Origin of the sequence: Metabacillus fastidiosus NBRC 101226 (genome assembly GCF_001591625.1) — a bacterium.
Taxonomy (GTDB): domain Bacteria; phylum Bacillota; class Bacilli; order Bacillales; family Bacillaceae; genus Metabacillus; species Metabacillus fastidiosus.
The window spans coordinates 74,146-97,253 of record NZ_BCVG01000003.1 but is presented as its reverse complement, the minus strand read 5'-3'; the positions used below and the strand labels follow the sequence as shown (position 1 = coordinate 97,253).

Genomic DNA, 23,108 nt, shown 5'->3' with positions numbered 1-23,108 from the left:
AAACTTACACTAATAATGAAAGTGATTGTAGAGGGATGAAAATGAGAGCTATTATGTGCTTAATTATATTTTCGACTGCTATGATTTTTACGGCAAGTATAACAAATGCCGAAATTAGTGAGAAAGCAATACGCCTTAATATAAAAAATAATGAAATATTATCAGGGAAAGTAATGATTAAAGCAACCTCGAATCATTCTAAATCGCCGCTTAGGATTGAAATTAATGGTGAGGAACAAAAAAACCTGTACAAAGCTTTGGAAGATGATGCACAGCTTGTATTTGAAGTGAAAGGAACAAACTTATTTTTTAAAAATGGAGTAACAATTGGCACGAAAGTTTTAAAAACATTTGATGATACGGTTAAATCGTATAAGACGATCTCAGTCCCTGTTCCGGCCAATGAATTAAAAATTGGTGCGGATAATAAAATTTCGATCCGTTCAGGTACGAAAGTATCTCCTTTTGATGATAATTCGGAAGAAAATCGTGATGATTTTTTTATTAAAAATATACGTCTTATTTTAAGTGATGGGACAGTTATTCGTGACAGCACATATGATCTTCATAAAGAAATTGTTCTGGGGGATAAGATGCAGGCATACCATTTTCAATTTGATTTAAAAGAAGAAAATTTCCGTTCCGTTATGAAAGAATGGGACACGAAGCAAGTGAGAGACGGTTCTTATGAAATAAAAGTAATTGCAGACAACCATGAGGAAATAAAATCAAATATTACTGTAGATAATACGGCCCCAGAAATCATTCCTACAATTGAAGAAGGGAAAGAATATAAGGGGGAGATTAAGCTTGAGGCTAGTGTTAAGGACGAGTTAAGTGATGTGAAGAAAATAATTGCTAAAGTTGATAATACATCTGTTTCACTGCCTTATGTAACTTCTTCAGCATATCTATCTCCAGGAGAACATGTTTTTAAGATAGCGGCTGAAGATAGGGCGGGTAATAAGAGAACTGTAAAGCGGACATTTTCCGTAGTGGAGGAAGCCCCGTTATTGCCGACATCTAAATCAGGAAATGTTTCATTGAATCATGCGAAACTGTCAGTTAAAGTAACAGATCCTACAGATGATTATTTAGACGTCTCCTTTTACAAAGCTTATAAATATACTAGCCGTAATAAGGAAAGTATGAAAATTTTCAAAAATGAAAGTGAGACAGAGCCGCCGAAAACATTCAGACCTGAGGGAGAGCAAAGTTTTAGAAAGTCAGAATATAAAAAGATTGCTGCAGCTAATAGTAAAACGGTAGAAACAAAATCAATGACAAAATTTCCTTACCACCGTTTTGACGTTACCGTTGATACAGCTGTAAAGGAAGATGATGATGTGGAGTTTATTTGGAAAGGATATTCTTTGCCGAATCGAAAAGTAACGATGTACGCATGGAGTTATCGGGAAGATAAATGGCTGGAAGCAGATTCAAAAATTGCGGGGAAAGAGCCATTTACGTTAACTGGAAAAGTAAAAGCTGGTGACTTCGTAAAGGATAGAAAAATCAGTGTCATTGTGCAGGATGAACTTGCAAAAGAAAGAAAGAAATACGATTACTCATTCGTATGGATGACAGATACACAATATTATTCAGAAAGTTATCCGCATATTTTCAAAAGTATTACTGACTGGATTGTACAAAATGAAAAAAAGCTTAATATTGAATATGTTTTTCATACTGGTGATATCGTTGATAAGGCAAATGACGAAAAGCAGTGGGCAAATGCTTCTCACTATATGAAAGAATTGGAGAAAGCAAATGTACCTTATGGTGTCCTTGCAGGAAACCATGATGTTCATCATAAGTATGCTGATTATACAGATTATAGTAAATACTTTGGTGAATTCAGATTTGAAAAGAAATCATTTTACGGAGGTTCCTATAAAAATAATAAGGGGCATTATGATCTGATTTCGGTTAAGGGAAATGACTACCTCATGCTGTATATGGGCTGGGGGATAGGAGACGAGGAAATAAAATGGATGAATGAAGTATTAGCAAAATATCCTGACAGGATAGCGATTCTTTCCTTTCATGAATATTTACTCGTAAGCGGTAATCGAAGTCCGCTTGGAAACAAGCTTTTTGAAGAAGTAGTCGTTCCAAATAAAAATGTCGCGCTCGTTCTTTGCGGACATTATCATGACAGTGAGACACTTGTAGATGAAATCGATGATGACGGCGATGGGAAATCGGATCGAAAAGTGTATCAAATGCTTGCTGATTATCAAGGTGCACCAGAAGGGGGACAAGGTTTTATTCGCCTTTTAAGGGTAGATGTCTCAGCAAATAAAATTGATGTAAGAACATATTCACCTTATTTAAAGCGATATAATTATTATGATTTTGCCTATTTTCCGGGGAAAGATGAATTTTCTCTTGAGTTGGATCTGGAGCCGAGAGAGAAGATGGTTGCAACTGATTATTTTGAGATGAATATACACACAGATACATTAATTGGACAAGTAAATGATGTAAAAAGTGGAAATACAGCTTCTGTCATTTGGAATGGACTAATACCTGCGAAAACATATTATTGGTACACTGTCGTTGAAGATAAATTCAATGGGACAAAAAGATCTCCTGTTTGGGGATTTACAATTGTAGACGGTCAAGTAAAAGTAGTCTCTGATGGAAGGGAGATTGGAGAGCAAAAAATATCTTACCCGCTCAAAGGTGAAGAGCCGCTTAGGACAGCCGCTTATTCCTCATTTTTATTAGCGGCTATTATTTTAATTAAGTTGAAAAGAAATAACAATATAAAAATATGATCTCTCTGTAAAAAAGAGAGATCATATATGCTTATTTCTGTTCTTTTTGCAGTAGGGAAGCCGCTGCTTCATCAACGATAATTGTGACGTTTGCATGTGATCTAAGAGCAGATGCCGGTACTAATTCATCAATTGGATCTTCTACTAAAAATTTAATCGCTTTTGCTTTTTCTTTTCCGTTCGCTACAAGGATAATTTCATTGCTTTCTAAAATAGTTTTAATACCCATTGTTAAAGCTTTTGTCGGAACATCATCAATTGAATCAAAATAACGTGAGTTCGCTTGAATTGTTTCCTCTGTTAAATGAACGAGATGTGTCCGGCTTTCAAAGCTCGTACCGGGTTCGTTAAAGCCGATATGGCCGTTATGACCAATGCCGAGCAGCTGAAGATCAATGCCGCCAAGCGAAGAAATAATTTCTTCATAGCGCTTGCACTCTGTCTGTAAATCATCAGCAATCCCGTTTGGAAGATGAATATTTTCTTCTTTTATATTGATATGGCTTAGAAATTCCTCGTTCATATAATAATGATAGCTGTTAGGATCATCTGGTGAAAGACCGACATATTCATCAAGATTCACTGTTTTAATCTGTCCATATGATGTTCCATTTTCTTGGTGATCTTTTCTAAGTTCAGCGTATACACCCTTTGGAGTGCCGCCAGTAGCTAATCCTATCGTTGCATTAGGCTTCTCTTTTATAACGGCAAGCATTTTCTCTGCTGCCAGCTTACTCATTTCATCACTGTTTTTCACTACTATTAGCTTCATTATTTTTTAATTTCTCCTTTTTAGTTGAAGGAAAAAGGAATGGAGCTATGTTTCATAAGCTTTAACAACTACTAAATCAATAAATAGACAAGTTTGCCGTAAAAACTTCGATGAAGTATTTTTTTGCTCACACTACCTCACTCATGGATGTCTGTTCTCTCTTTACATCCTTATTCCTTCATCCTCTATGTTTTTGTACGTTCATTTATCATGACAGAAAGCCATGATCCATTCATGCTTCTACAATAATTATATGTCTATTTTTATGTTTCGGGATACGTTATTGTCAATTGTCTATTTTCATTACTGTAAAATATTCGGATAAATAATTCGCCATTTTCTGTCTAATCCCTGCAATATGCAGATTTGAATTTTAAAGATTTTTTGTATATGTCCAATATTGTTTGTAAGTCTGTACACAGACCTGTAAAGAAATGTTTTAGAAAAGATCATACTAATGCTAAAATAAGAGAGTGTATAAACTATTTTTACAATACAGTTCGGATGAAGTAAAGGTTTTTTGTTCATTGTTAAGTTCGTTTCAGATAGAAGATGAATGTTTGATGAACAATGACCTGAATGCCTATGATGCACAGTAAAATTATATAATGAATTGTCATTTAGAGGAGGAACAGGGGATGCCGAAAGTCCGCACAAAAGATATTATTGAAAAATTCAACCTGAATATATTAAGCGGGGAAGAAGGAATTAGCCGATCCATTACCGTCAGTGATTTATCAAGGCCGGGGATAGAAATTGCAGGTTACTTTAATTACTATCCGAAAGAAAGGGTTCAATTATTAGGAAAGACAGAGCTTTCTTTTTTAGAGCAATTAACAACTGAGCAAATAACAGAAAGAATGGAACGTCTTTGCACAGATATTACTCCCGCAATTATTGTTACAAGAGATATGGAAATTCCTGAACAATTATTAGAAGCATCTGAACGTGCAGGTGTGCCGGTATTAAGCTCACCAATGAAAACGACAAGACTTGCAAGCCATCTTACTAATTTCTTAGAAGCAAAGCTTGCTCCGACAACAGCGATTCATGGCGTACTCGTTGATATTTATGGTATTGGCGTTCTTATTGTCGGCAAAAGCGGAGTCGGAAAAAGTGAGACTGCACTTGAACTTGTGAAAAGAGGACATCGCCTCGTTGCAGATGATTGTGTAGAGATCCGTCAGGAAGATCAGGATATGCTTATTGGAAATGCACCTGAATTAATTGAGCACCTTCTTGAAATTCGAGGTTTAGGTATTTTAAATGTTATGACTTTATTCGGTGCCGGTGCTGTGAGAAGCTTTAAACGTGTAACATTAGTTATTAACTTAGAAATCTGGGATCCGCAAAAGCAATATGATCGTCTCGGTTTAGAAGAAGAGAAAATGAGAATTATCGATACTGATGTTCCTAAGCTTACAGTTCCAGTTCGTCCAGGCCGTAACTTAGCTGTTATTATCGAGGTAGCAGCTATGAACTTCCGCTTGAAACTATTAGGAGTAAATGCTGCTGAGCAATTTACAAATAAATTAGCTGGTGTCATTGGGGATGGACCTGGAGAAGAATAAAGTCAAGCTTCCATCAGTGATGAGTTTAATGGCTAGTTAAGGTCTTCATGATACGGGTCACACATACATTGCTCGCGTGAAGTGGCAAATTTAGTATGTGTGTTCTAGTGCCTGTTAAGGCTGGGAGAAAAAATAAATCTAGGAGTTGAAAAGAGAAAATGGCAGATATATTTCCGCCTCTTGATCCCGTTTTTTTAGATTTAGGTCCGCTGAAAATTCGCTGGTATGGATTAATTATTGGCATCGGTGCTTTATTAGGCCTATGGATTGCAATGCGAGAAAGTGTAAAAAGAGGGTTTCACAAAGATGTGTTCGTTGATTTAGTTTTATTTGCTATTCCAATCGCTATTTTATGTGCACGTCTTTATTATGTTATTTTCAAATGGGATTATTACAGCCAAAATCCAGGTGATATTTTAAAAATTTGGGAAGGTGGTTTGGCGATTCATGGCGGTTTAATTGGTGCAATTGCTACCGGTTTCGTCTATGCGAAAATAAAGAAGCTTTCGTTTTGGAAGCTCGCTGATATTGCTGCCCCGAGTATTATTTTAGGACAAGCGATTGGACGCTGGGGAAATTTCATGAACCAGGAAGCCCATGGAGGTCCTGTCAGCCGTGAATTTTTAGAAGGATTATTTTTACCGGATTTCATTGTTAATCAAATGGAGATAAATGGTGTTTATTATCATCCGACGTTTTTATATGAATCCATTTGGAATTTGGTTGGTTTTATTATTTTGATTTTATTAAGGAAAGTGAATTTACGAAGAGGCGAACTGTTCTTATCTTATATAATCTGGTATTCTATCGGCCGGTTTTTTATCGAGGGACTTAGAACAGATAGTTTGATGCTTACAGAATCCTTAAGAATTGCTCAAGTAATTTCGATCACTCTCATTGTCATTGCGATTGGAGTTCTCCTTTTCCGCCGTTTCAAAGGGTATGCAAATGAGAGATATTTAGATATTGATAAAAAGTAAAGAGGGACTACAGTTGAAAAACAGTTTTAAAAATGGTTTTCTGACAGGTTTACGGACAACATGGACATTAGGAAAAGTAATCTTTCCTGTTACATTGATTATTAGTATTTTACAGCATACACCTGTTCTAGGCTGGATTATTACTTTAATTACACCGGTTATGGGGATATTCGGCCTTTCAGGTGAGGCCGCAATACCTCTTGTTATCGGAAATATGATGACATTATATGCAGGAATCGGTGCTATATTAACAGTAGATTTAACAGTAAAGGAAGTATTTATTTTAGCCGTTATGCTTTCCTTTTCCCATAATATTATTATTGAATCAACAGTTGCTGCAAAAGTTGGATTAAAGCTTTGGATTATTCTTGCTATTAGACTCGGTCTTGCCTTTTTCTCTGCAATTATTATTAATTTAGTATGGCAAGGCGGAAGCGAGCTTGCGCAGTACGGTTTCGTAACGAAAAGTGAAGAAATACCAAACGGCTGGATAGAAATTGTGCTAAATGGAATGGAAAAAGCAGGTCTTGGTATCGTTCAGCTTGCGATTATTGTTATTCCATTAATGATCATTATGCAATTTTTAAAAGATTACGGTTTATTAAAAGTATTAACAAGATGGCTTGCACCTTGTACAAGATTTCTAGGAATGAAAGAAAATACATCGATGACACTTGTAGCAGGTCTGACGATGGGGCTTGCCTATGGTGCTGGTGTTATGATCCAGGCTGTAAAAGAAGATGGAGTGAGCAAGAAGGATTTAACACTTGCCTTTATATTTCTCGTAGCATGCCATGCGGTTGTCGAAGATACATTAGTATTTATTCCGCTCGGCATCCCGGTTTTACCGCTGCTTATTATTCGCCTTACAGTTGCTGTCTTATTAACGATTACAATTAGCTATGTATGGAATAAGAAAGAAAAAACATCAGCTAGGAAGGAAATTTCATATGAAAATAAACACAATACTATTTGATTTAGATGGAACATTAGTTGATACAAATGAACTTATTATTCAATCTTTTTTACACACATTAAATAATTACTACCCAGATAAATATAAGAGAGAAGATGTCCTGCCTTTCATGGGACCGACGCTTCATGAGACATTTGGTGGTATGGACGTAGAACGTGTAGAAGAAATGATTACAATGTACCGTAAATTCAATCATGAAAATCATGATGTATTAGTAAAAGAATTTGATACAGTGTTTGAAACAGTGAAAACTCTTCATGAAAAAGGATACAAGCTTGGAATTGTAACAACAAAAATAAGAAGTACAGTAACTATGGGACTGGCACTTACGAAATTAGACCAGTTTTTTGATGTTGTTGTGACAATTGATGATGTGAAAAATGCAAAGCCGGATCCTGAGCCGCTTTTATTAGCACTCGAACAATTAGGTTCTTCCCCTGATGAGGCAATCATGGTTGGAGACAACTCCCATGATATTGAAGGTGGGAAAAATGCAGGTACGAAAACAGCTGCTGTTGCATGGAGTGCCAAGGGAAGAGACTTCATCGAGAGCTTTCATCCGGATTATATGTTAGAAAAAATGAGTGATCTGCTTAAAGTGGTTGGAGCAGAATAAACGTGAGAAGAACGGAAAGATACTTCGTAGAAGGTCCGAATTCTCTTTGGCATGTATATAAAACAGTTCCTTTTTGGAAAGTCGTTAAAAATTTCATTATTATTCAGCTCGCAAGATATACTCCATTTCTTGCAGTGAAAAATTGGCTGTATCGTACATTTCTCAGAATGAAAATTGGTGAGCAGACATCTTTTGCCTTAATGGTCATGCTCGATGTAATGTACCCTGAAAAAATTTCGGTCGGTAAAAATACAGTGATTGGTTATAATACAACGATTTTAGCGCATGAATATTTAATAAAGGAATACCGCCTTGGAGAAGTACGAATTGGAAATGAAGTGATGATCGGGGCAAATACAACGATTTTACCCGGAATTGAAATAGGTGACGGTGCAATCGTTTCAGCTGGAACACTAGTTCATAAAGATGTTCCAGCAGGGACGTTTGTTGGGGGGAACCCAATGAGGATCATTTATACAAAGGAAGAAATGGATAAAAGATAATCGGGGAAAATCCCTATCTACTCTTTTTGGGGACTATCCCCAAATTTTTCTTGCTTTCATCGCTTTATTTTGTTAGCATATTAGTATATTAGCGAACTAAAGGATTTTTGATAAGTGAATGAAATGGAGGCAGAAGCTTCATGTTTATGTTTGAGAAACCATTAGGTATGAATGATACATTACCTTCTTTATATGAAAATAAAAAGAAAGTCCGTACTCAAATGACGGATGTTATTGAAAGCTGGGGTTTTCAATTTATTGAAACACCTACACTTGAATTTTATGAGACAGTCGGTGTTCAATCAGCGATTTTAGATAAACAATTATTCAAACTATTAGATCAGCAAGGCCAGACACTTGTACTTAGACCAGATATGACAGCACCGATTGCAAGGGTTGCGGCATCCAAGCTTTTCACAGGAATGTATCCGATTCGTCTTGCGTACTTGGCGAATGTGTATCGTGCACAGCAAAAAGAAGGCGGACGTCCGGCTGAATTTGAACAGGTTGGAATTGAATTAATCGGAGACGGTACAACAAATGCGGATGCGGAAGCAATTGCATTAATGATCTCCAGTTTAAAAGAGACAGGACTTGAAAACTTTAAAGTAGCAATCGGCCACATCGGATTTGCGAATGCTCTTTTCAATGAAGTGCTTGGAAATGAAGAACGTACTGCACAGTTAAGAAGATTCTTATATGAAAAGAACTATGTCGGCTATAAAGAGCATGTGAAAGGACTATCATTATCATCAATTGATAAAGAAAGACTTTTATCATTGCTTTCGCTTCGCGGCAGTATCGAAAAAGCGGAGGAAGCAAAAGACTTAGTATCAACAGCAGAAGCGAAGGCAGCATTAGAAGAATTACAGCAATTATGGGCAACACTTGAAGCTTTTGGAGTAACAGAATATTTAAAATTAGATTTAAATTTAGTAAGCCATATGAGCTACTACAGCGGAACATTATTCGAAGTGTATGCAGATAATGTTGGTTTTGTTATTGGTAGTGGTGGAAGATATGATCATTTATTTGAGAAATTCAATCGTGCTGCACCTGCAACTGGCTTCGCGGTAAGAATTGACCGGTTGCTTGAAGCATTAAACTTAACTGCTGAACAGAAATATGAATGTGTTATTTTCAGTCAGGAGCGCCGAAGCGAGGCAATTCAAAGTGCGAATGAACTTCGCAGAAGCGGAAAAAGAGTCGTGATGCAGGAGATATCCGGTATTAAAGATGTTGATGCATATTCAAAACAATTTTATGATGTAACTTATTTCATCGGTTCGAGAAAGGAAGAGTAGGGTGAGTGAAATATTAACAATTGCGATGCCAAAAGGTCGAATATTTGAAGAAGCAGCGGAGTTGTTACGCAAAGCTGAGTACAAGCTCCCGCCGGAATTTGATGAGTCAAGAAAATTAATTATCGATGTTCCTAATGAAAATATCCGTTTTATTCTTGCAAAGCCAATGGATGTGGCTACATATGTAGAACATGGTGTAGCAGACGTTGGAATCGCAGGAAAAGACGTTATGCTTGAAGAAGATCGGGATGTTTATGAAGTACTTGATCTGAAAATTAGCGCATGCCATTTAGCTGTAGCAGGGCTTCCTAATGCAACACTTACAGATGTTGCACCGAAAGTAGCGACGAAATATCCGAAGGTTGCTTCAAGCTATTTCCGTGAACAAGGGGAACAGGTAGAAATTATTAAATTAAACGGTTCAATCGAACTTGCACCATTAATCGGTTTAGCAGATAGAATCGTTGATATTGTTTCAACAGGGCAAACTTTAAAAGAAAATGGCTTAGTTGAGCTTGAACATATTTGTGATATTACATCAAGATTGATCGTCAATCCAGTTAGTTATAGAATGAAAGATCAAGTTATTGATGAATTAGTAGAAAGACTTTCAAAAGTAATTGGGGGATAAAACGATGGAGATCACACGTATTACTAGTGAAAAAGTATCGTTAAGACGTTCCATTGAAGCGGGTACGGATGAACAGCGCAATGTCGTTAAATCCGTTATTAATGAAGTAAGAGCAAACGGTGATGAGGCACTTCTCGCATTTACAGAAAAATTTGACCGTGTTCGCTTAACTAATTTATTAGTTGCGGAAGAAGAAATTGAAGCTGCTTATAAAGAATTAGATGATGAAATGATTGCAATTATCCGTGATGCAGCGGAAAATATCCGTTTTTTCCATGAAAAGCAAAAGCGTGAATCATGGTTTGCATTTAAAGAGGACGGCACGATGCTCGGTCAGAAAATAACAGCTCTTGATGCTGTTGGAGTGTACGTTCCAGGTGGTACGGCGGCATATCCTTCATCTGTATTAATGAATGTCATTCCGGCTCAGGTGGCAGGAGTGAAGAGAATTGTTATTACATCTCCGCCCAATACAAGTGGAACACTTCCGGCAGGTGTATTAGTTGCTGCAAATGAGTTAGGTATTACAGAGATCTATAAAGCAGGCGGCGCACAGGCGGTTGCGGCACTTGCATATGGCACGGAAACTATCCAGGCTGTTGATAAAATTGTAGGTCCTGGGAATATTTACGTTGCCCTTGCAAAAAGGGAAGTATTCGGAGTCGTTGATATTGATATGATTGCTGGTCCGAGTGAGATCGTTGTTTTAGCTGATGAATCAGCAAGAGCGAATGAAGTCGCAGCGGATTTATTATCACAGGCAGAGCATGACAAACTTGCATCAAGCATTCTCGTTACAACTTCCATAGAGCTTGCAGAACAAGTGAAGCTTGAAGTGGAAAAGCAATTAAAAACATTGCCGAGAGAAGAAATTGCAAGACCATCTATTGAAGAGCATGGACATATTTATGTAACGGAGAACTTAGCTGCTGCTGTTTCAGTTGTCAACGAACTCGCACCGGAGCATCTTGAAGTACTAACGAAAGACCCGATGAGTTTATTAGATAAATTGAAGCATGCAGGTGCGATTTTCTTAGGAAGATACAGTTCTGAACCGGTTGGGGATTATTTCGCAGGGCCGAACCATGTTCTTCCAACTAATGGAACAGCGAGATTTTCGAGTCCGTTAAATGTAGATGATTTTACGAAGAAATCAAGCATTATTTCATATAGTGAACAAGCCTTTAATGAAAATGCAGGGAAAATTGCGAAATTTGCAAGACTTGAAGGACTTGAAGCACATGCAAGAGCGTTAGAAGAAAGATTTAAATAGGAGGAAGTAGACATGGTAAGAGCTGCAAGTATTGATCGGAAAACAAATGAAACAAATATTTCGCTTTCACTCTCCATTGACGGCGAGGGGAAATCAGAATTAAAAACAGATGTTCCTTTTATGGATCATATGTTAGATCTTTTCACGAAACATGGACAATTTGATTTAACTGTTAATGCAGATGGTGATATTGAAATTGATGATCATCATACGACAGAAGATATCGGAATCTGCCTAGGGCAAGCATTTAAAGATGCGTTAGGAGATAAAAAAGGGATCAAGCGTTACGGTAATGCGTTTGTGCCGATGGATGAAGCACTTGCACAAGTTGTCGTCGATTTAAGTAACCGTCCGCATTTTGAATTTAAAGGTGAACTCCCGAGTTCAAGAGTAGGTACGTTTGATACAGAGCTTGTAGATGAGTTTTTATGGAAATTTGCGTTGGAAGCTCGTATAAACTTGCACGTTATTATTCATCATGGCCGCAACACACATCATATAATCGAAGCTATTTTTAAAGCATTAGGCAGAGCGTTAGACGAAGCCTCAACAGTGGATCCACGAATCAAGGGGGTTCCTTCAACGAAAGGGATGTTATAAGATGATCGCTATTATCGATTATGGTATGGGCAATTTATACAGTGTAAGTAAAGCACTCGAAAGAATGAATGTTGAATATACGATTTCAAATGATATAGATGTTTTAAATGAGGCAAGCGGCTATATACTTCCTGGGGTCGGTTCATTTAAAGATGCGATGTCTATTTTAAATGAGACAGGCCTTGCGCAGTTCGTAAAAGATATTGCAGAAAGCGAAAAGCCATTACTTGGTATCTGTTTAGGAATGCAGCTTTTATTTGAACAAAGTGAAGAAAATGGCCTTGCGAAAGGATTAAGTCTACTGCCTGGTAACGTAGTGAAGATTCCTGAAGATGCAGGGGAAGAAAAGCTGAAAGTTCCACATATGGGATGGAATGACTTAACGATAAAAAATGAAAGTCCGCTTTTAGAAAATCTAGAAACGAATTTTGCCTACTTCGTACATTCTTATTATGTTAAATCAGAGGAAGCTGAAGTTATTTTAGCGACTGCTCCGTACGGTGTTGATGTTCCTGCGGTTGTTGGCAGAGGCAATGTTTTTGGTACCCAATTTCATCCAGAGAAAAGTAGCGGGCTCGGTCTTTCCATTTTACAAAACTTTATTAAAATGGTTGAAGGAGAAAAAAGATGAGTGAATTTATTATTTACCCGGCAATTGATATGCGCGGGGGGAAATGTGTTCGTTTGCTTCAGGGAGATTATAATAAAGAAACTGTTTATGGGGACTCTCCTTTTGATATGGCCAAGCAGTTTTCTGATGCCGGCGCAAGCTGGATCCATATGGTTGATTTAGACGGGGCGAAAGAAGCAAAGCTTGTTAACCATCAATATGTACTAGATGTGGCAAAAAAGCTTCCTTCTAAAGTTCAAATTGGTGGAGGAATCAGAACAGAGGAAGCGGTGGACTTCTATCTAGAAAACGGTGTTGACCGTGTTATCTTAGGAAGTGCGGCAATTTCGAATCCTGATTTTGTAAAGAAAATGCTTAGTAAATACGGAGAAAAAATTGCGATCGGTATCGATGCAAAAGACGGCTATGTGTCAACAGAAGGCTGGTTAAATACATCGAATGTAAAAGCAACAGATCTTGGGAAGGAATTAGCAGCTGCTGGGGCGGAAGTGTTTATCTTCACTGATATTGCAACAGATGGCATGCTTTCAGGCCCTAATGTGAATGCGGTTGTTGAAATGGCAGAAGCGACAGGAAAAGAAGTGATTGCTTCAGGTGGAGTAAGCTCCCTTCAAGATTTAAAAACTCTTGCTGAGTACCGTGAAAAAGGTGTGCAAGGTGCAATCGTTGGAAAAGCGATTTACACGAATCAATTCACTGTGCAGGAAGCGTTGAAAGAGGTAAAATAAAGATGATTACTAAAAGAATTATCCCATGTTTAGACGTAAAAGATGGACGTGTCGTAAAAGGGATTCAATTTGTCGGTTTAAGAGATGCCGGTGATCCTGTTGAACTCGCAAAATATTATGATGAGGAAGGGGCAGACGAGCTCGTTTTCCTTGATATTTCCGCATCACATGAAGGAAGAAAAACGATGGTTGATGTTGTGGAGCAGGTGGCAGGACAGCTTGCTATTCCATTTACTGTCGGCGGCGGAATTAATACGCTTGAAGATATGAAAAAGATTCTTCGTGCCGGAGCAGATAAGGTTTCTCTTAATACAGCAGCGGTTGTGAATCCTGATGTTATTACAGAAGGTGCTAACTTCTTCGGTTCTCAATGTATTGTTGTTGCTATTGATGCGAAATTTGACGAAACAATTAGAAGCTGGAGAGTATACACGCACGGGGGAAGAACAGCAACTGATTGGGAAGTCGTTGCTTGGGCAAAGGAAGCTGTCAGACGCGGTGCTGGTGAGATCCTTTTAACGAGCATGGACAGTGACGGAGAGAAGAACGGTTTTAACAATGCACTAAATAAAGCTGTGAGTGAAGCCGTATCTGTTCCAGTTATTGCATCAGGCGGTGCTGGAAATGCTGAACATTTCTTCGCTGCTTTTGAAGAAGGAAAAGCGGATGCTGCACTCGCTGCTTCTATTTTCCATTATAAAGAAACATCTGTTAAGCAAGTAAAAGATTATTTAAAGAGTCAAGGGGTGAATGTACGTTGAATATAGAAAATGTGAAATTCGATGAAAAAGGCTTAGTGCCTGCGATCGTACAAGATGCAGCGAGTAAGGAAGTATTAACGCTTGCATATATGAATAAGGAATCCCTTGAGAAGACTTTAGAAACGAAGGAAACATGGTTTTACAGCCGCTCAAGGCAGGAGCTTTGGCATAAAGGAGCAACTTCAGGCAATACACAAAAAGTTGTTGAATTAAGATATGATTGTGACCAGGATGCATTTTTAGTCCTTGTTGAACCGCAGGGTCCAGCTTGTCATACTGGCGCATACACTTGTTTCAATGAATCAGTAGATCAAGAGCAGGTGAATGTGAAGGAAGACCGTTTCCAAATTTTCAGCATTCTTGAGAAAGTCATTGCTGAGAGAGAGGCAGAACGTCCTGAAGGCTCTTACACGACATATCTTTTTGATGAAGGTGTCGATAAAATTTTGAAAAAGGTTGGCGAAGAAGCATCAGAAGTAATTATTGCTGCGAAGAATCGTGACCATGAGGAATTAAAATGGGAAGTAGCGGATTTATTTTTCCATACGCTAGTCCTGCTTCGTGAACAGAAGCTCCCGCTTGATGAAGTGCTGTCCGCACTTGAAGGAAGACATAAAAAATAGTGACTACAGCCGTAAAGACCCCTGCAATATTCTTTTGCTGGGGTCTTTACGTGTGTGGTATACTTACGTACGGTAAACATAAAGAAATGGAGGATTTCAGTGGGAAAACAATTAAGTAAAGCTGGAAAAAAGACACAGGTTGTCCCGTTTCTCCAAGATGGACAATATTATTATAAAAGAGGCTTGAAAGCTTATCGCGAGCAAAATTTTAATAAGGCGATGAAACATTTTGAGCGAGCGGCTGAGTTAGATCCTAAAGACACAAGTAAACTCATTCAATTAGCTACTATTTACACTGAGATGGGAAACTACCAGCAGTCAAATGAACTTCTGGATAATATAATAAATAAGCTCGATCCGACTTTGAATGAGTGCCATTATTTCATGGCAAATAATTTTGCGCATTTAGGGCTTTTTCATGAAGCGTATAAATGTGCAACAGCTTATACAGATAAAGATCCGTACGGTGAATTTATGGAAGAGAATGAGGATTTAATAGAACTTTTAACACTTGAGGAAGATCTGCCTTTTTCTGATGACCCCGATGATCTTATTGTGAAGCAAGATAGAGCGAAGTCGATGCTTGAGAATAATGAGTTTGAAGAAGCGATAGAACTGCTTGAAAAGATTATAAAAGATTACCCGGAATTTTGGTCGGCTTATAATAATCTCTCGCTTGCATATTTTTATATTGGAGATATTAATAAGGCAAAGGAAATTTTAGAAGATATTTTACAGAAGAAGCCTGGTAATCTGCATGCGTTATGCAATCTTCTCGTTTTTTACTTTTATGAGCGGAAAGATGATAAAGTGGATGAATTAGCGGGTATGTTATCCAATATACACCCTATTTTATTTGAACATCGCTACAAGCTCGGTGCAACCTTTGCGCTTGTTAGGAAATATGCTTTCGCTTACAGATGGTTAAGATCTATCTATAAACAAGGTTTTGAAGGGGACGAAACTTTTTACTACTGGCTTTCCTATTCTTCCTATTACGTAGGTAATGTGAAATTTGCTGAACAAATGTGGGAAAGAGTACTTCAGGAGAACCCGAGTAAAAAGGGAGCAGAGCCGTGGAACGAAGATTTAAATGAGACGCATCATTTTCTAAGTATGACAAAGGAAGAACGGCTATATGCCATTTTTCTTGCAGCAGAAACAGATAATTTTGATCAAATTGAGGCATGTCAAAGTGCAAATGTTCCGCAATCAAATTTTGAAAAAGATTTTATTCAGTATATTCTGCAGACGAAGACCGGTGTTCCAGTCCATGTTTCTGACAGTGTACAGACTGTCTTTCAAGTGATAAAAATGCTTTACACTTGCATGGAGGATGAGGCCTTCTTCTTGTATGCGTTCCGTGTATTAATGAGAGCGCATCAAAATAAATTGCCAATAAAGAACGGTAAAGCATGGGCATGTGCTTTAGAGTATGTATGGAAAAAAGAAAATGACCAAAGTTTAAAAAAATCTGCTTTTGCAAAGCGTTATGAAATTTCCGTAACGACTGTTGTAAAATATATTCAGTACGTAAAAGCGACGACAAAATGAGCAAAAAATTGGTATGATTCGATAATATTTTATACGATAAGTGTAAGGAATGACTAAAAACGATTAATTTAATATAAGGAGTGAGATCCATGACAGAAGAAAAAATTTATGATGTGATCATTATAGGAGCTGGACCAGCTGGTATGACTGCAGCTGTATATGCTTCACGTGGGGATCTTTCAACATTAATGTTAGAGCGCGGAATACCCGGCGGTCAAATGGCTAACACAGAAGAAGTAGAGAACTATCCTGGCTATGACCATATTTTAGGGCCTGATCTTTCGACGAAAATGTTTGAACACGCTAAGAAATTCGGCGCTGAATATGCATATGGCGATATTAAAGAAATAATCGACGGAGAAGAATATAAAACAATCATTGCAGGAAGCAAAGAATATAAAGCTCGCGCAATTATTATTGCTACTGGTGCAGAATATAGAAAATTAGGTGTTCCGGGAGAATCTGAATTAGGCGGACGCGGAGTTTCTTACTGTGCTGTTTGTGATGGTGCTTTCTTTAAAGGGAAAGAGCTTGTCGTTATCGGAGGCGGAGATTCTGCTGTTGAAGAGGGCGTATATTTAACAAGATTTGCAAGTAAAGTGACGATTATTCACCGCCGCGATGAACTTCGTGCACAAAAGATTCTTCAGCAAAGAGCTTTTGATAATGAGAAAGTTGATTTCATTTGGAATCATACAGTGAAGGAAATAAATGAAAAAGACGGCAAAGTAGGCAGTGTAACAATTGTAAATACACAAACTGGTGAAGAACAAGAATTTAAAGCAGATGGTGTATTTATTTATGTTGGCTTAACTCCTTTATCAAAACCGTTTGAAAATTTAGGTATTACGAATGAGAATGGTTATATCGTAACGAATGAAGATATGGAAACGAAAGTAGAAGGAATTTTTGCTGCAGGAGATATTCGTGAGAAGAAACTTCGCCAAATCGTAACTGCAACTGGTGATGGCAGTATCGCTGCTCAAAATGCACAGCATTATATAGAGGAATTGGCTGAGAAATTAAAAGTAAAATAAGGTCAAGTGGCGATTAACATAAACGTAACTCTGTTTTAACTATCTTGTAACATGGGTGCAATATAAATAAAGTACTATGTAATTAGTAATTGACCCCCTTTTATAAATAGACTTACTTTTCGAGCATGGGTGCCCTTTCCCATGCTCCTTTTTTGGGAATATGAGAAATGTTGCAGTAATTATGAAAATTTATGTAAAGATAGTAAGTAAAAAGTAATAATCTACTTTTTTATTTTAGAGGCTTTCTATCCGTCTTATTCGTGGAATGTTAACAATTTTGATGAAAATAACGGAAAATGAAGAACGACTTCATTGTAGCAAGTTCATATAAATAGTATAATACAATGTAATCAGATACTTTTAAACATGTAAGCCTAAATTGAGGTGAAGGCGTTGCAAAGAGTTACGAATTGCGTCCTAGTTAAGGACGATAAAGTGCTTCTTCTGAAAAAACCGAGAAGAGGCTGGTGGGTTGCACCTGGTGGAAAGATGGAACTTGGTGAAACACTAAAGGATACAGTTGTCAGGGAATACCGTGAAGAAACAGGTATTTATTTACAAAATCCACATTTAAAAGGGATTTTTACTATTCTCATTCAAGATGGACAGGAAATTGTATCTGAATGGATGATGTTTACGTTCCTTGCTTCAGAATTTAACGGGACAAATGTGAACCAGTCTGAAGAAGGGGTTATCGAATGGCATCATATAAACGACATTCAAAATTTGCAAATGGCACCTGGAGATTATCATATATTAGATTATGTTATTAAAGGAAATGGAATGCTATATGGTACATTTACATATACGCCAGATTTTGAACTGATTTCATACCGTCTTGATCCGCAGTGATTAAGGACGGTGATAGCAGAGGGGGGAAGCAATTTGTTAAGTTGTGATGGGCTGAATGAAAATACATTGCAGCAAGATGTGGAAATGGTCATTATTACGGGAATGTCCGGTGCAGGTAAAACAGTAGCAATTCAAAGTTTTGAAGACTTGGGTTTCTTCTGTGTCGATAACTTGCCGCCAACATTATTACCGAAATTCTTGGAGTTAATGAAAGAGTCGGGTTCAAAGATGAATAAAGTTGCTCTTGTAATGGATCTTCGCGGCCGGGAATTTTTTGACAGCTTATTTGAAGCCCTTGATGAACTAGCTGAAACAGATTGGGTTACACCGCAAATTTTATTTTTGGATGCAAAAGATACTACGCTTGTTACAAGATATAAAGAAACGAGAAGATCACATCCCCTTGCATCAACGGGTTTGCCGCTCGAAGGGATTAGTTTGGAACGGGAGCTTCTAGAAGAGCTTAAAGGAAGAGCTCAACTCATTTATGATACCTCTGATCTAAAACCACGAGAATTAAGAGAAAAAATTCTAAAACAATTTGCTTCAAGTACAGAACATACATTTACTGTAAACTTAACATCTTTCGGTTTTAAATACGGAATACCAATCGATGCTGATTTAGTTTTTGATGTACGTTTTTTACCGAATCCTCACTATATAGATCATATGAGACCGAAAACGGGCCTTGAAGAAGAGGTTTCCTCTTATGTTTTGAAATGGAATGAAACTCAAAAGTTTTTGGATAAACTAATTGATTTACTGTCATTTATGCTTCCGTATTATAAAAGGGAAGGTAAGAGTCAGCTCGTTATCGCAATTGGCTGTACAGGAGGACAACATCGCTCAGTTACACTTGTGGAATACATTGCAAACCATTTTAAAAGTGAATATAATACACAGATTTCACACAGAGATATAGAGAAGAGAAGACGGCAATAACGTGAAAATAGAACAATTGCCAAAAGTAGTTATTATTGGTGGCGGGACAGGATTATCTGTTTTATTAAGGGGGTTGAAATTGAAACCTTTACATATTACAGCGATTGTCACCGTAGCTGATGATGGCGGCAGCTCAGGCAGACTGAGAGATGAATTGCAAATTCCACCTCCTGGAGATATACGCAATGTATTAGCAGCCTTATCCGATGTTGAACCACTTGTTGAAGAATTATTCCAGCACCGTTTTAATAAGGGGAATAATTTAGTTGGGCATTCACTTGGCAATTTAATATTGGCGGCGATGACGAATATAACCGGCGACTTCTTTCATGCAATAACAGAAATGAGCAAAGTATTAAATGTACGCGGCAAAGTGCTGCCGGCAGCTAATTGCAGTGTTATTTTAAATGCGGAAATGAATGATGGCACGATTGTAACAGGAGAATCAAAAATTCCTTATGCAGGAAAACGAATAAAAAAGGTTTTCTTAACACCAAAAGATATTGAGCCGCTGCCAGAAGCATTGGAAGTAATTCGTGAGGCCGATTTAATTATTATTGGACCTGGCAGTCTTTATACAAGTATTTTACCAAATTTATTAGTGCCTAAGATCGGCGAAGAAGTATGTAAAGCGAAAGCGAAAAAAGTATATATATGCAATGTAATGACCCAAGCTGGAGAAACATTATCCTATTCGGCAAGCGATCATATAAAAGCATTATATGATCATATGGATTGTAAGTTTATTGATACAATTTTAGTGAATGATGCCAGAATTCCTGATGAGATTAGAAAAATGTATGAAGAGGAATTAGCAAAGCCGGTTCATTATGATATTGATAAACTGAAAGAATTAGGAATTGAAGTAATCGTTGACCGGATCATTTCATATGAAAATAATGTCATTCGGCATGACACAAATAAGGTTGCCAGCTTGCTTTATAATATGATTTCAATGAGAAGTTAATATTGATGGGTCGGGGGGCGCGCAATATGTCATTTGCATCAGAAACGAAAAAAGAATTAACAAACCTAGAATTAAAGCCATGCTGTGTAAAAGCGGAATTAGCTGCCCTCATTCGAATGAATGGCTCCCTTTCTTTTTCAAACCGCCATATAGTATTAGATATTCAAACGGAAAATGCTGCAATTGCCAGACGTATTTATACATTAATTAAAAGGCAATATGAAGTAACAGTTGAGCTTCTCGTCCGTAAAAAAATGCGCTTAAAAAAGAATAATGTATATATTGTCAGGCTTAATGAGAATGCGAGGGGCATTCTGGAGGATTTAGATATTCTTGGCGAAAATTTTACGTTTATCCGTCACATATCTAAAGATCTTGTGAAAAAGAAATGCTGCAGGCGTTCATATATTCGTGGGGCTTTTTTAGCTGGAGGTTCTGTAAATAACCCGGAAACATCTTCTTACCATCTTGAGATTTTTTCGTTATATAAGGAACATAATGACTCACTTTGTGAATTGATGAATACTTTTCAATTAAATAGCAAAACATTGGAAAGAAAAAAGGGATTTATAACTTACCTGAAGGAAGCGGAAAAGATCACCGAATTTCTAAATGTAATTGGGGCTCACCAAGCTCTATTAAGATTTGAAGATGTACGAATCGTGCGTGATATGAGAAATTCGGTTAACAGGCTCGTCAATTGTGAAACAGCGAACTTAAACAAAACAATTGGAGCTGCTTTAAGACAGGTAGAAAATATAAAATATATCGATGAAAGAATAGGGCTGGATGCATTACCGGATAAATTAAGGGAAATTGCACGCCTTCGTGTGGAATACCAGGATGTCACTTTGAAAGAACTGGGTGAAATGGTTTCAAGCGGTACGATAAGTAAGTCTGGTATTAATCATAGACTAAGAAAGCTGGATGAGATTGCCGAGCAGTTAAGACTGGGGCAGCCTTTATCGCTTAAATAGCTTTTTTAATAATAAATAAATTAACTTTCTAATAAAGAGAAAATGAGGGGATATAAATGGTCGAACAACAAATAGAAGTGAAACTGAAAACTGGCTTGCAAGCACGTCCTGCAGCTATGTTCGTTCAAGAGGCAAATCGTTTTTCATCAGATGTGTTTTTAGAAAAAGAGGGCAAAAAAGTAAATGCAAAAAGCATCATGGGCCTCATGAGCTTAGCAATTAGCACAGGTTCTGTTATTACTTTAATTGCAGAAGGTTCAGATGAACAAGAGGCAGTTGCGTCATTATCTAAATTTGTAGAAAAACAATCATAATTGATGATATAAAAAGGAGATTGGCATTTGCCCAATCTCCTTTTTCGTTATTTAGTTTCAAGTGTGTTTCTGTCTAATACTTTATCAACTAAACCATATTCTAATGCACGCTCTGCTGTCATAAAGTTATCACGGTCTGTATCACGCTGAATAACTTCTAATGGCTGTCCAGTACGCTCAGATAAGATTGTATTAAGCTTATCACGTAAGAATAAGATACGTTTTGCAGCAATTTCAATTTCTGTTGCCTGACCTTGTGCACCGCCAAGTGGCTGGTGAATCATTACTTCACTGTTTGGAAGAGCATAGCGTTTGCCTTTGTCTCCAGCAGCAAGCAGGAAAGCTCCCATAGAAGCAGCCATTCCGATACAAATTGTAGAAACACTTGGTTTAATAAATTGCATTGTATCATAAATCGCCATACCAGCTGTAATAGATCCACCTGGGCTGTTAATATAAATAGAAATATCTTTTTCAGGGTCTTCTGCTTCTAAAAATAATAATTGTGCAACAATGGAGTTAGCAACATTATCATCAATAGCGCTACCTAACAAAATAATACGATCTTTTAAAAGTCTAGAATAAATGTCATAAGCACGTTCACCGCGGTTTGTTTGTTCGATAACTGTAGGTATTAAGTTCATTTCTTATTCCTCCTCTAAAAAAGTTTTAAGAGTATGTATTTCCATCATACAACTAAGGTCAAGATAGGTCAAACGAAAAGCAAGCTCATTTTATGATATTTTGAAAAAATGGCAATATGTAATCATATTAGCCAAAAAGAAGGTATTTCAAACCGCAGTATAATCGGCCTTACTGCTCGTTATTTATAATGAATTTTTCTAATGCGTGATATGTTCCGGAATATTGGACAGCTATTGGGCTATAGTAAATGTCCATTCTGCTGGTAAACCAGAAATAGTCTTTTACTCTTTTATTTAAGTCAATATCTTCAGGTTCACCATATAATGCTTTGTAGTTTTCGGCAAGTTCCTCGTTTTCCTCTGCTTCTAAATCATTAAATACATACATTACAGATACTAAAATAAAGTCATTAAATTGAATCGGATCCGGTATATTACTGATTTCTTCAAAAAGTTCAGTATTTTCTTTTTTAAATTTCTGCCATAGTTTTTCATTCTCTTCCTTATTTAAATTTTTCTTCTTTTTCTCTTTTTGGTGATTGGAAATTTTTTCATCATATGTGTCGTAGTTTAGAATAGAATGCTTGCTTCTCTCTTTACAAAATGTATACTCGATCTCTGCCTTTTTCCCGTTTATCTCTACATCCTTAAATTTGAGTGTAATGCCCTTTAATAAGGTATCCTCTTCTTCTGTAAAAAGAACATTTCCCTGTTTCCTTTCAAATTCAATGATTTCGTCTCTTGTCATGCCAAATAAGGAATCTTTAAAATCTTCTATCTCTCTTTGCTTTTCCTTGATTTGGATTTCTTTTTCTTTCAGTGACTCTTGAGATGATTGCAAATTATTATTTCCGCAAGCTGTAATAATGAATAGTGAAAAAATAATGCCAATTACTCTTTTCATCAGGATCCTCCTAATCATTTAAAAATGAGAATATCCAAGTTTCTCCTTTTGTGTTTGAAAAGGAAAATGGTGGAGATTCATATATATGATTAGAGAGCTGGAAAGTATTTCTGGGCGTTGGAGTAATAAAGAGGGGAAAAGAAAAAAGCAAGGAATCGATCCTTG

Annotated in this window: 24 protein-coding genes; 21 read left to right on the top strand and 3 right to left on the bottom strand. The window is 37.1% G+C overall.

Going from position 1 to position 23,108, the window contains the following annotated elements:
* Positions 1–41 precede the first annotated feature (41 nt).
* Positions 42–2,783 (top strand): metallophosphoesterase, encoded by a 2,742-nt coding sequence (locus tag BFA01S_RS01630; RefSeq protein WP_066225029.1) that lies wholly within the window; start codon positions 42–44, stop codon positions 2,781–2,783.
* 31 nt (positions 2,784–2,814) lie between these two features.
* Here BFA01S_RS01630 and nagB read toward each other — a convergent pair whose 3' ends face one another.
* Entirely contained in the window at positions 2,815–3,555 is a 741-nt protein-coding gene (nagB, locus tag BFA01S_RS01625; protein WP_066225025.1) for a glucosamine-6-phosphate deaminase, read from the bottom strand.
* Between the two features lie 638 nt (positions 3,556–4,193).
* Between nagB and hprK the strand changes: the two genes are divergently transcribed.
* From hprK to BFA01S_RS01525, 20 genes are all read left to right on the top strand, one after another.
* Positions 4,194–5,126 carry an HPr(Ser) kinase/phosphatase gene (gene hprK / locus BFA01S_RS01620; RefSeq protein ID WP_066225022.1) on the top strand — a complete coding sequence of 311 codons (933 nt, stop codon included), beginning with the start codon at positions 4,194–4,196 and terminating at the stop codon, positions 5,124–5,126.
* Between the two features lie 158 nt (positions 5,127–5,284).
* The gene (gene lgt / locus BFA01S_RS01615; protein WP_066225020.1) at positions 5,285–6,106 is read left to right on the top strand and encodes a prolipoprotein diacylglyceryl transferase; all 822 of its coding nucleotides are present in this window, start codon (positions 5,285–5,287) and stop codon (positions 6,104–6,106) included.
* 13 nt (positions 6,107–6,119) lie between these two features.
* Positions 6,120–7,082 (top strand): nucleoside recognition domain-containing protein, encoded by a 963-nt coding sequence (locus BFA01S_RS01610; RefSeq protein ID WP_066225018.1) that lies wholly within the window; start codon positions 6,120–6,122, stop codon positions 7,080–7,082.
* Positions 7,057–7,698 (top strand): pyrophosphatase PpaX, encoded by a 642-nt coding sequence (ppaX, locus tag BFA01S_RS01605; protein ID WP_066225016.1) that lies wholly within the window; start codon positions 7,057–7,059, stop codon positions 7,696–7,698. The genes BFA01S_RS01610 and ppaX overlap by 26 nt, the downstream gene beginning before the upstream one ends.
* A gap of 2 nt (positions 7,699–7,700) precedes the next feature.
* Positions 7,701–8,201, top strand: a complete 501-nt coding sequence (locus BFA01S_RS01600) for an acyltransferase (protein WP_066225014.1) — start codon at positions 7,701–7,703, stop codon at positions 8,199–8,201.
* A gap of 140 nt (positions 8,202–8,341) precedes the next feature.
* A complete protein-coding gene (locus BFA01S_RS01595) occupies positions 8,342–9,505 on the top strand; it encodes an ATP phosphoribosyltransferase regulatory subunit (protein ID WP_066225012.1) in 1,164 nt (387 codons plus the stop codon).
* A 25-nt stretch (positions 9,506–9,530) separates the two neighbouring features.
* Complete coding sequence (hisG, locus tag BFA01S_RS01590; RefSeq protein WP_412758809.1) at positions 9,531–10,136, top strand: ATP phosphoribosyltransferase; 606 nt, start codon at positions 9,531–9,533, stop codon at positions 10,134–10,136.
* A gap of 4 nt (positions 10,137–10,140) precedes the next feature.
* Positions 10,141–11,409, top strand: coding sequence for a histidinol dehydrogenase (gene hisD / locus BFA01S_RS01585; RefSeq protein WP_066225009.1), 1,269 nt, complete (start codon positions 10,141–10,143; stop codon positions 11,407–11,409).
* 12 nt (positions 11,410–11,421) lie between these two features.
* A complete protein-coding gene (gene hisB, locus BFA01S_RS01580) occupies positions 11,422–12,009 on the top strand; it encodes an imidazoleglycerol-phosphate dehydratase HisB (protein WP_066225007.1) in 588 nt (195 codons plus the stop codon).
* A gap of 1 nt (position 12,010) precedes the next feature.
* Positions 12,011–12,640 carry an imidazole glycerol phosphate synthase subunit HisH gene (gene hisH, locus BFA01S_RS01575; RefSeq protein ID WP_066225005.1) on the top strand — a complete coding sequence of 210 codons (630 nt, stop codon included), beginning with the start codon at positions 12,011–12,013 and terminating at the stop codon, positions 12,638–12,640.
* Complete coding sequence (gene hisA, locus BFA01S_RS01570; protein ID WP_066225003.1) at positions 12,637–13,368, top strand: 1-(5-phosphoribosyl)-5-[(5-phosphoribosylamino)methylideneamino]imidazole-4-carboxamide isomerase; 732 nt, start codon at positions 12,637–12,639, stop codon at positions 13,366–13,368. The genes hisH and hisA overlap by 4 nt, the downstream gene beginning before the upstream one ends.
* A 2-nt stretch (positions 13,369–13,370) precedes the next feature.
* A complete protein-coding gene (gene hisF / locus BFA01S_RS01565; protein ID WP_066225001.1) occupies positions 13,371–14,129 on the top strand; it encodes an imidazole glycerol phosphate synthase subunit HisF in 759 nt (252 codons plus the stop codon).
* Complete coding sequence (hisIE, locus tag BFA01S_RS01560) at positions 14,126–14,752, top strand: bifunctional phosphoribosyl-AMP cyclohydrolase/phosphoribosyl-ATP diphosphatase HisIE (protein WP_066224999.1); 627 nt, start codon at positions 14,126–14,128, stop codon at positions 14,750–14,752. Before hisF ends, hisIE begins: the two co-directional genes overlap by 4 nt.
* A gap of 99 nt (positions 14,753–14,851) precedes the next feature.
* Positions 14,852–16,306: a tetratricopeptide repeat protein gene (locus tag BFA01S_RS01555; protein ID WP_066224996.1), complete on the top strand. Its 1,455-nt coding sequence runs from the start codon at positions 14,852–14,854 to the stop codon at positions 16,304–16,306.
* 89 nt (positions 16,307–16,395) lie between these two features.
* Positions 16,396–17,343 carry a thioredoxin-disulfide reductase gene (gene trxB / locus BFA01S_RS01550; RefSeq protein ID WP_066224994.1) on the top strand — a complete coding sequence of 316 codons (948 nt, stop codon included), beginning with the start codon at positions 16,396–16,398 and terminating at the stop codon, positions 17,341–17,343.
* A 393-nt stretch (positions 17,344–17,736) separates the two neighbouring features.
* Complete coding sequence (locus tag BFA01S_RS01545; RefSeq protein ID WP_066224992.1) at positions 17,737–18,195, top strand: NUDIX hydrolase; 459 nt, start codon at positions 17,737–17,739, stop codon at positions 18,193–18,195.
* 84 nt (positions 18,196–18,279) lie between these two features.
* Positions 18,280–19,137, top strand: coding sequence for an RNase adapter RapZ (rapZ, locus tag BFA01S_RS01540; protein WP_066225070.1), 858 nt, complete (start codon positions 18,280–18,282; stop codon positions 19,135–19,137).
* A 7-nt stretch (positions 19,138–19,144) separates the two neighbouring features.
* Entirely contained in the window at positions 19,145–20,104 is a 960-nt protein-coding gene (locus tag BFA01S_RS01535; protein ID WP_066225072.1) for a gluconeogenesis factor YvcK family protein, read from the top strand.
* Positions 20,105–20,130: 26 nt separating this feature from the next.
* Positions 20,131–21,081, top strand: coding sequence for a DNA-binding protein WhiA (whiA, locus tag BFA01S_RS01530; protein WP_066224991.1), 951 nt, complete (start codon positions 20,131–20,133; stop codon positions 21,079–21,081).
* Between the two features lie 56 nt (positions 21,082–21,137).
* Positions 21,138–21,395 carry an HPr family phosphocarrier protein gene (locus BFA01S_RS01525; protein ID WP_066224989.1) on the top strand — a complete coding sequence of 86 codons (258 nt, stop codon included), beginning with the start codon at positions 21,138–21,140 and terminating at the stop codon, positions 21,393–21,395.
* A gap of 47 nt (positions 21,396–21,442) precedes the next feature.
* Here BFA01S_RS01525 and clpP read toward each other — a convergent pair whose 3' ends face one another.
* Positions 21,443–22,039 (bottom strand): ATP-dependent Clp endopeptidase proteolytic subunit ClpP, encoded by a 597-nt coding sequence (gene clpP / locus BFA01S_RS01520; RefSeq protein WP_066224987.1) that lies wholly within the window; start codon positions 22,037–22,039, stop codon positions 21,443–21,445.
* 169 nt (positions 22,040–22,208) lie between these two features.
* Positions 22,209–22,943, bottom strand: coding sequence for a hypothetical protein (locus BFA01S_RS01515; protein ID WP_066224985.1), 735 nt, complete (start codon positions 22,941–22,943; stop codon positions 22,209–22,211).
* Between the last annotated feature and the right edge of the window lie 165 nt (positions 22,944–23,108).

What these genes read in the sequence shown, in the direction of transcription:
- BFA01S_RS01595 (WP_066225012.1), top strand. Translation starts at nt 8,342, where the DNA reads ATGTTTATGTTTGAGAAACCATTAGGTATGAATGATACATTACCTTCT.
- hisB (WP_066225007.1), top strand. Translation starts at nt 11,422, where the DNA reads ATGGTAAGAGCTGCAAGTATTGATCGGAAAACAAATGAAACAAATATT.
- BFA01S_RS01630 (WP_066225029.1), top strand. Translation starts at nt 42, where the DNA reads ATGAGAGCTATTATGTGCTTAATTATATTTTCGACTGCTATGATTTTT.
- ppaX (WP_066225016.1), top strand. Translation starts at nt 7,057, where the DNA reads ATGAAAATAAACACAATACTATTTGATTTAGATGGAACATTAGTTGAT.
- lgt (WP_066225020.1), top strand. Translation starts at nt 5,285, where the DNA reads ATGGCAGATATATTTCCGCCTCTTGATCCCGTTTTTTTAGATTTAGGT.
- clpP (WP_066224987.1), bottom strand. Translation starts at nt 22,039, where the DNA reads ATGAACTTAATACCTACAGTTATCGAACAAACAAACCGCGGTGAACGT.
- hisA (WP_066225003.1), top strand. Translation starts at nt 12,637, where the DNA reads ATGAGTGAATTTATTATTTACCCGGCAATTGATATGCGCGGGGGGAAA.
- whiA (WP_066224991.1), top strand. Translation starts at nt 20,131, where the DNA reads ATGTCATTTGCATCAGAAACGAAAAAAGAATTAACAAACCTAGAATTA.
- BFA01S_RS01525 (WP_066224989.1), top strand. Translation starts at nt 21,138, where the DNA reads ATGGTCGAACAACAAATAGAAGTGAAACTGAAAACTGGCTTGCAAGCA.
- hisG (WP_412758809.1), top strand. Translation starts at nt 9,531, where the DNA reads ATGCCAAAAGGTCGAATATTTGAAGAAGCAGCGGAGTTGTTACGCAAA.
- nagB (WP_066225025.1), bottom strand. Translation starts at nt 3,555, where the DNA reads ATGAAGCTAATAGTAGTGAAAAACAGTGATGAAATGAGTAAGCTGGCA.
- rapZ (WP_066225070.1), top strand. Translation starts at nt 18,280, where the DNA reads ATGGTCATTATTACGGGAATGTCCGGTGCAGGTAAAACAGTAGCAATT.
- hisD (WP_066225009.1), top strand. Translation starts at nt 10,141, where the DNA reads ATGGAGATCACACGTATTACTAGTGAAAAAGTATCGTTAAGACGTTCC.
- hisH (WP_066225005.1), top strand. Translation starts at nt 12,011, where the DNA reads ATGATCGCTATTATCGATTATGGTATGGGCAATTTATACAGTGTAAGT.
- BFA01S_RS01515 (WP_066224985.1), bottom strand. Translation starts at nt 22,943, where the DNA reads ATGAAAAGAGTAATTGGCATTATTTTTTCACTATTCATTATTACAGCT.
- hisF (WP_066225001.1), top strand. Translation starts at nt 13,371, where the DNA reads ATGATTACTAAAAGAATTATCCCATGTTTAGACGTAAAAGATGGACGT.
- hprK (WP_066225022.1), top strand. Translation starts at nt 4,194, where the DNA reads ATGCCGAAAGTCCGCACAAAAGATATTATTGAAAAATTCAACCTGAAT.
- trxB (WP_066224994.1), top strand. Translation starts at nt 16,396, where the DNA reads ATGACAGAAGAAAAAATTTATGATGTGATCATTATAGGAGCTGGACCA.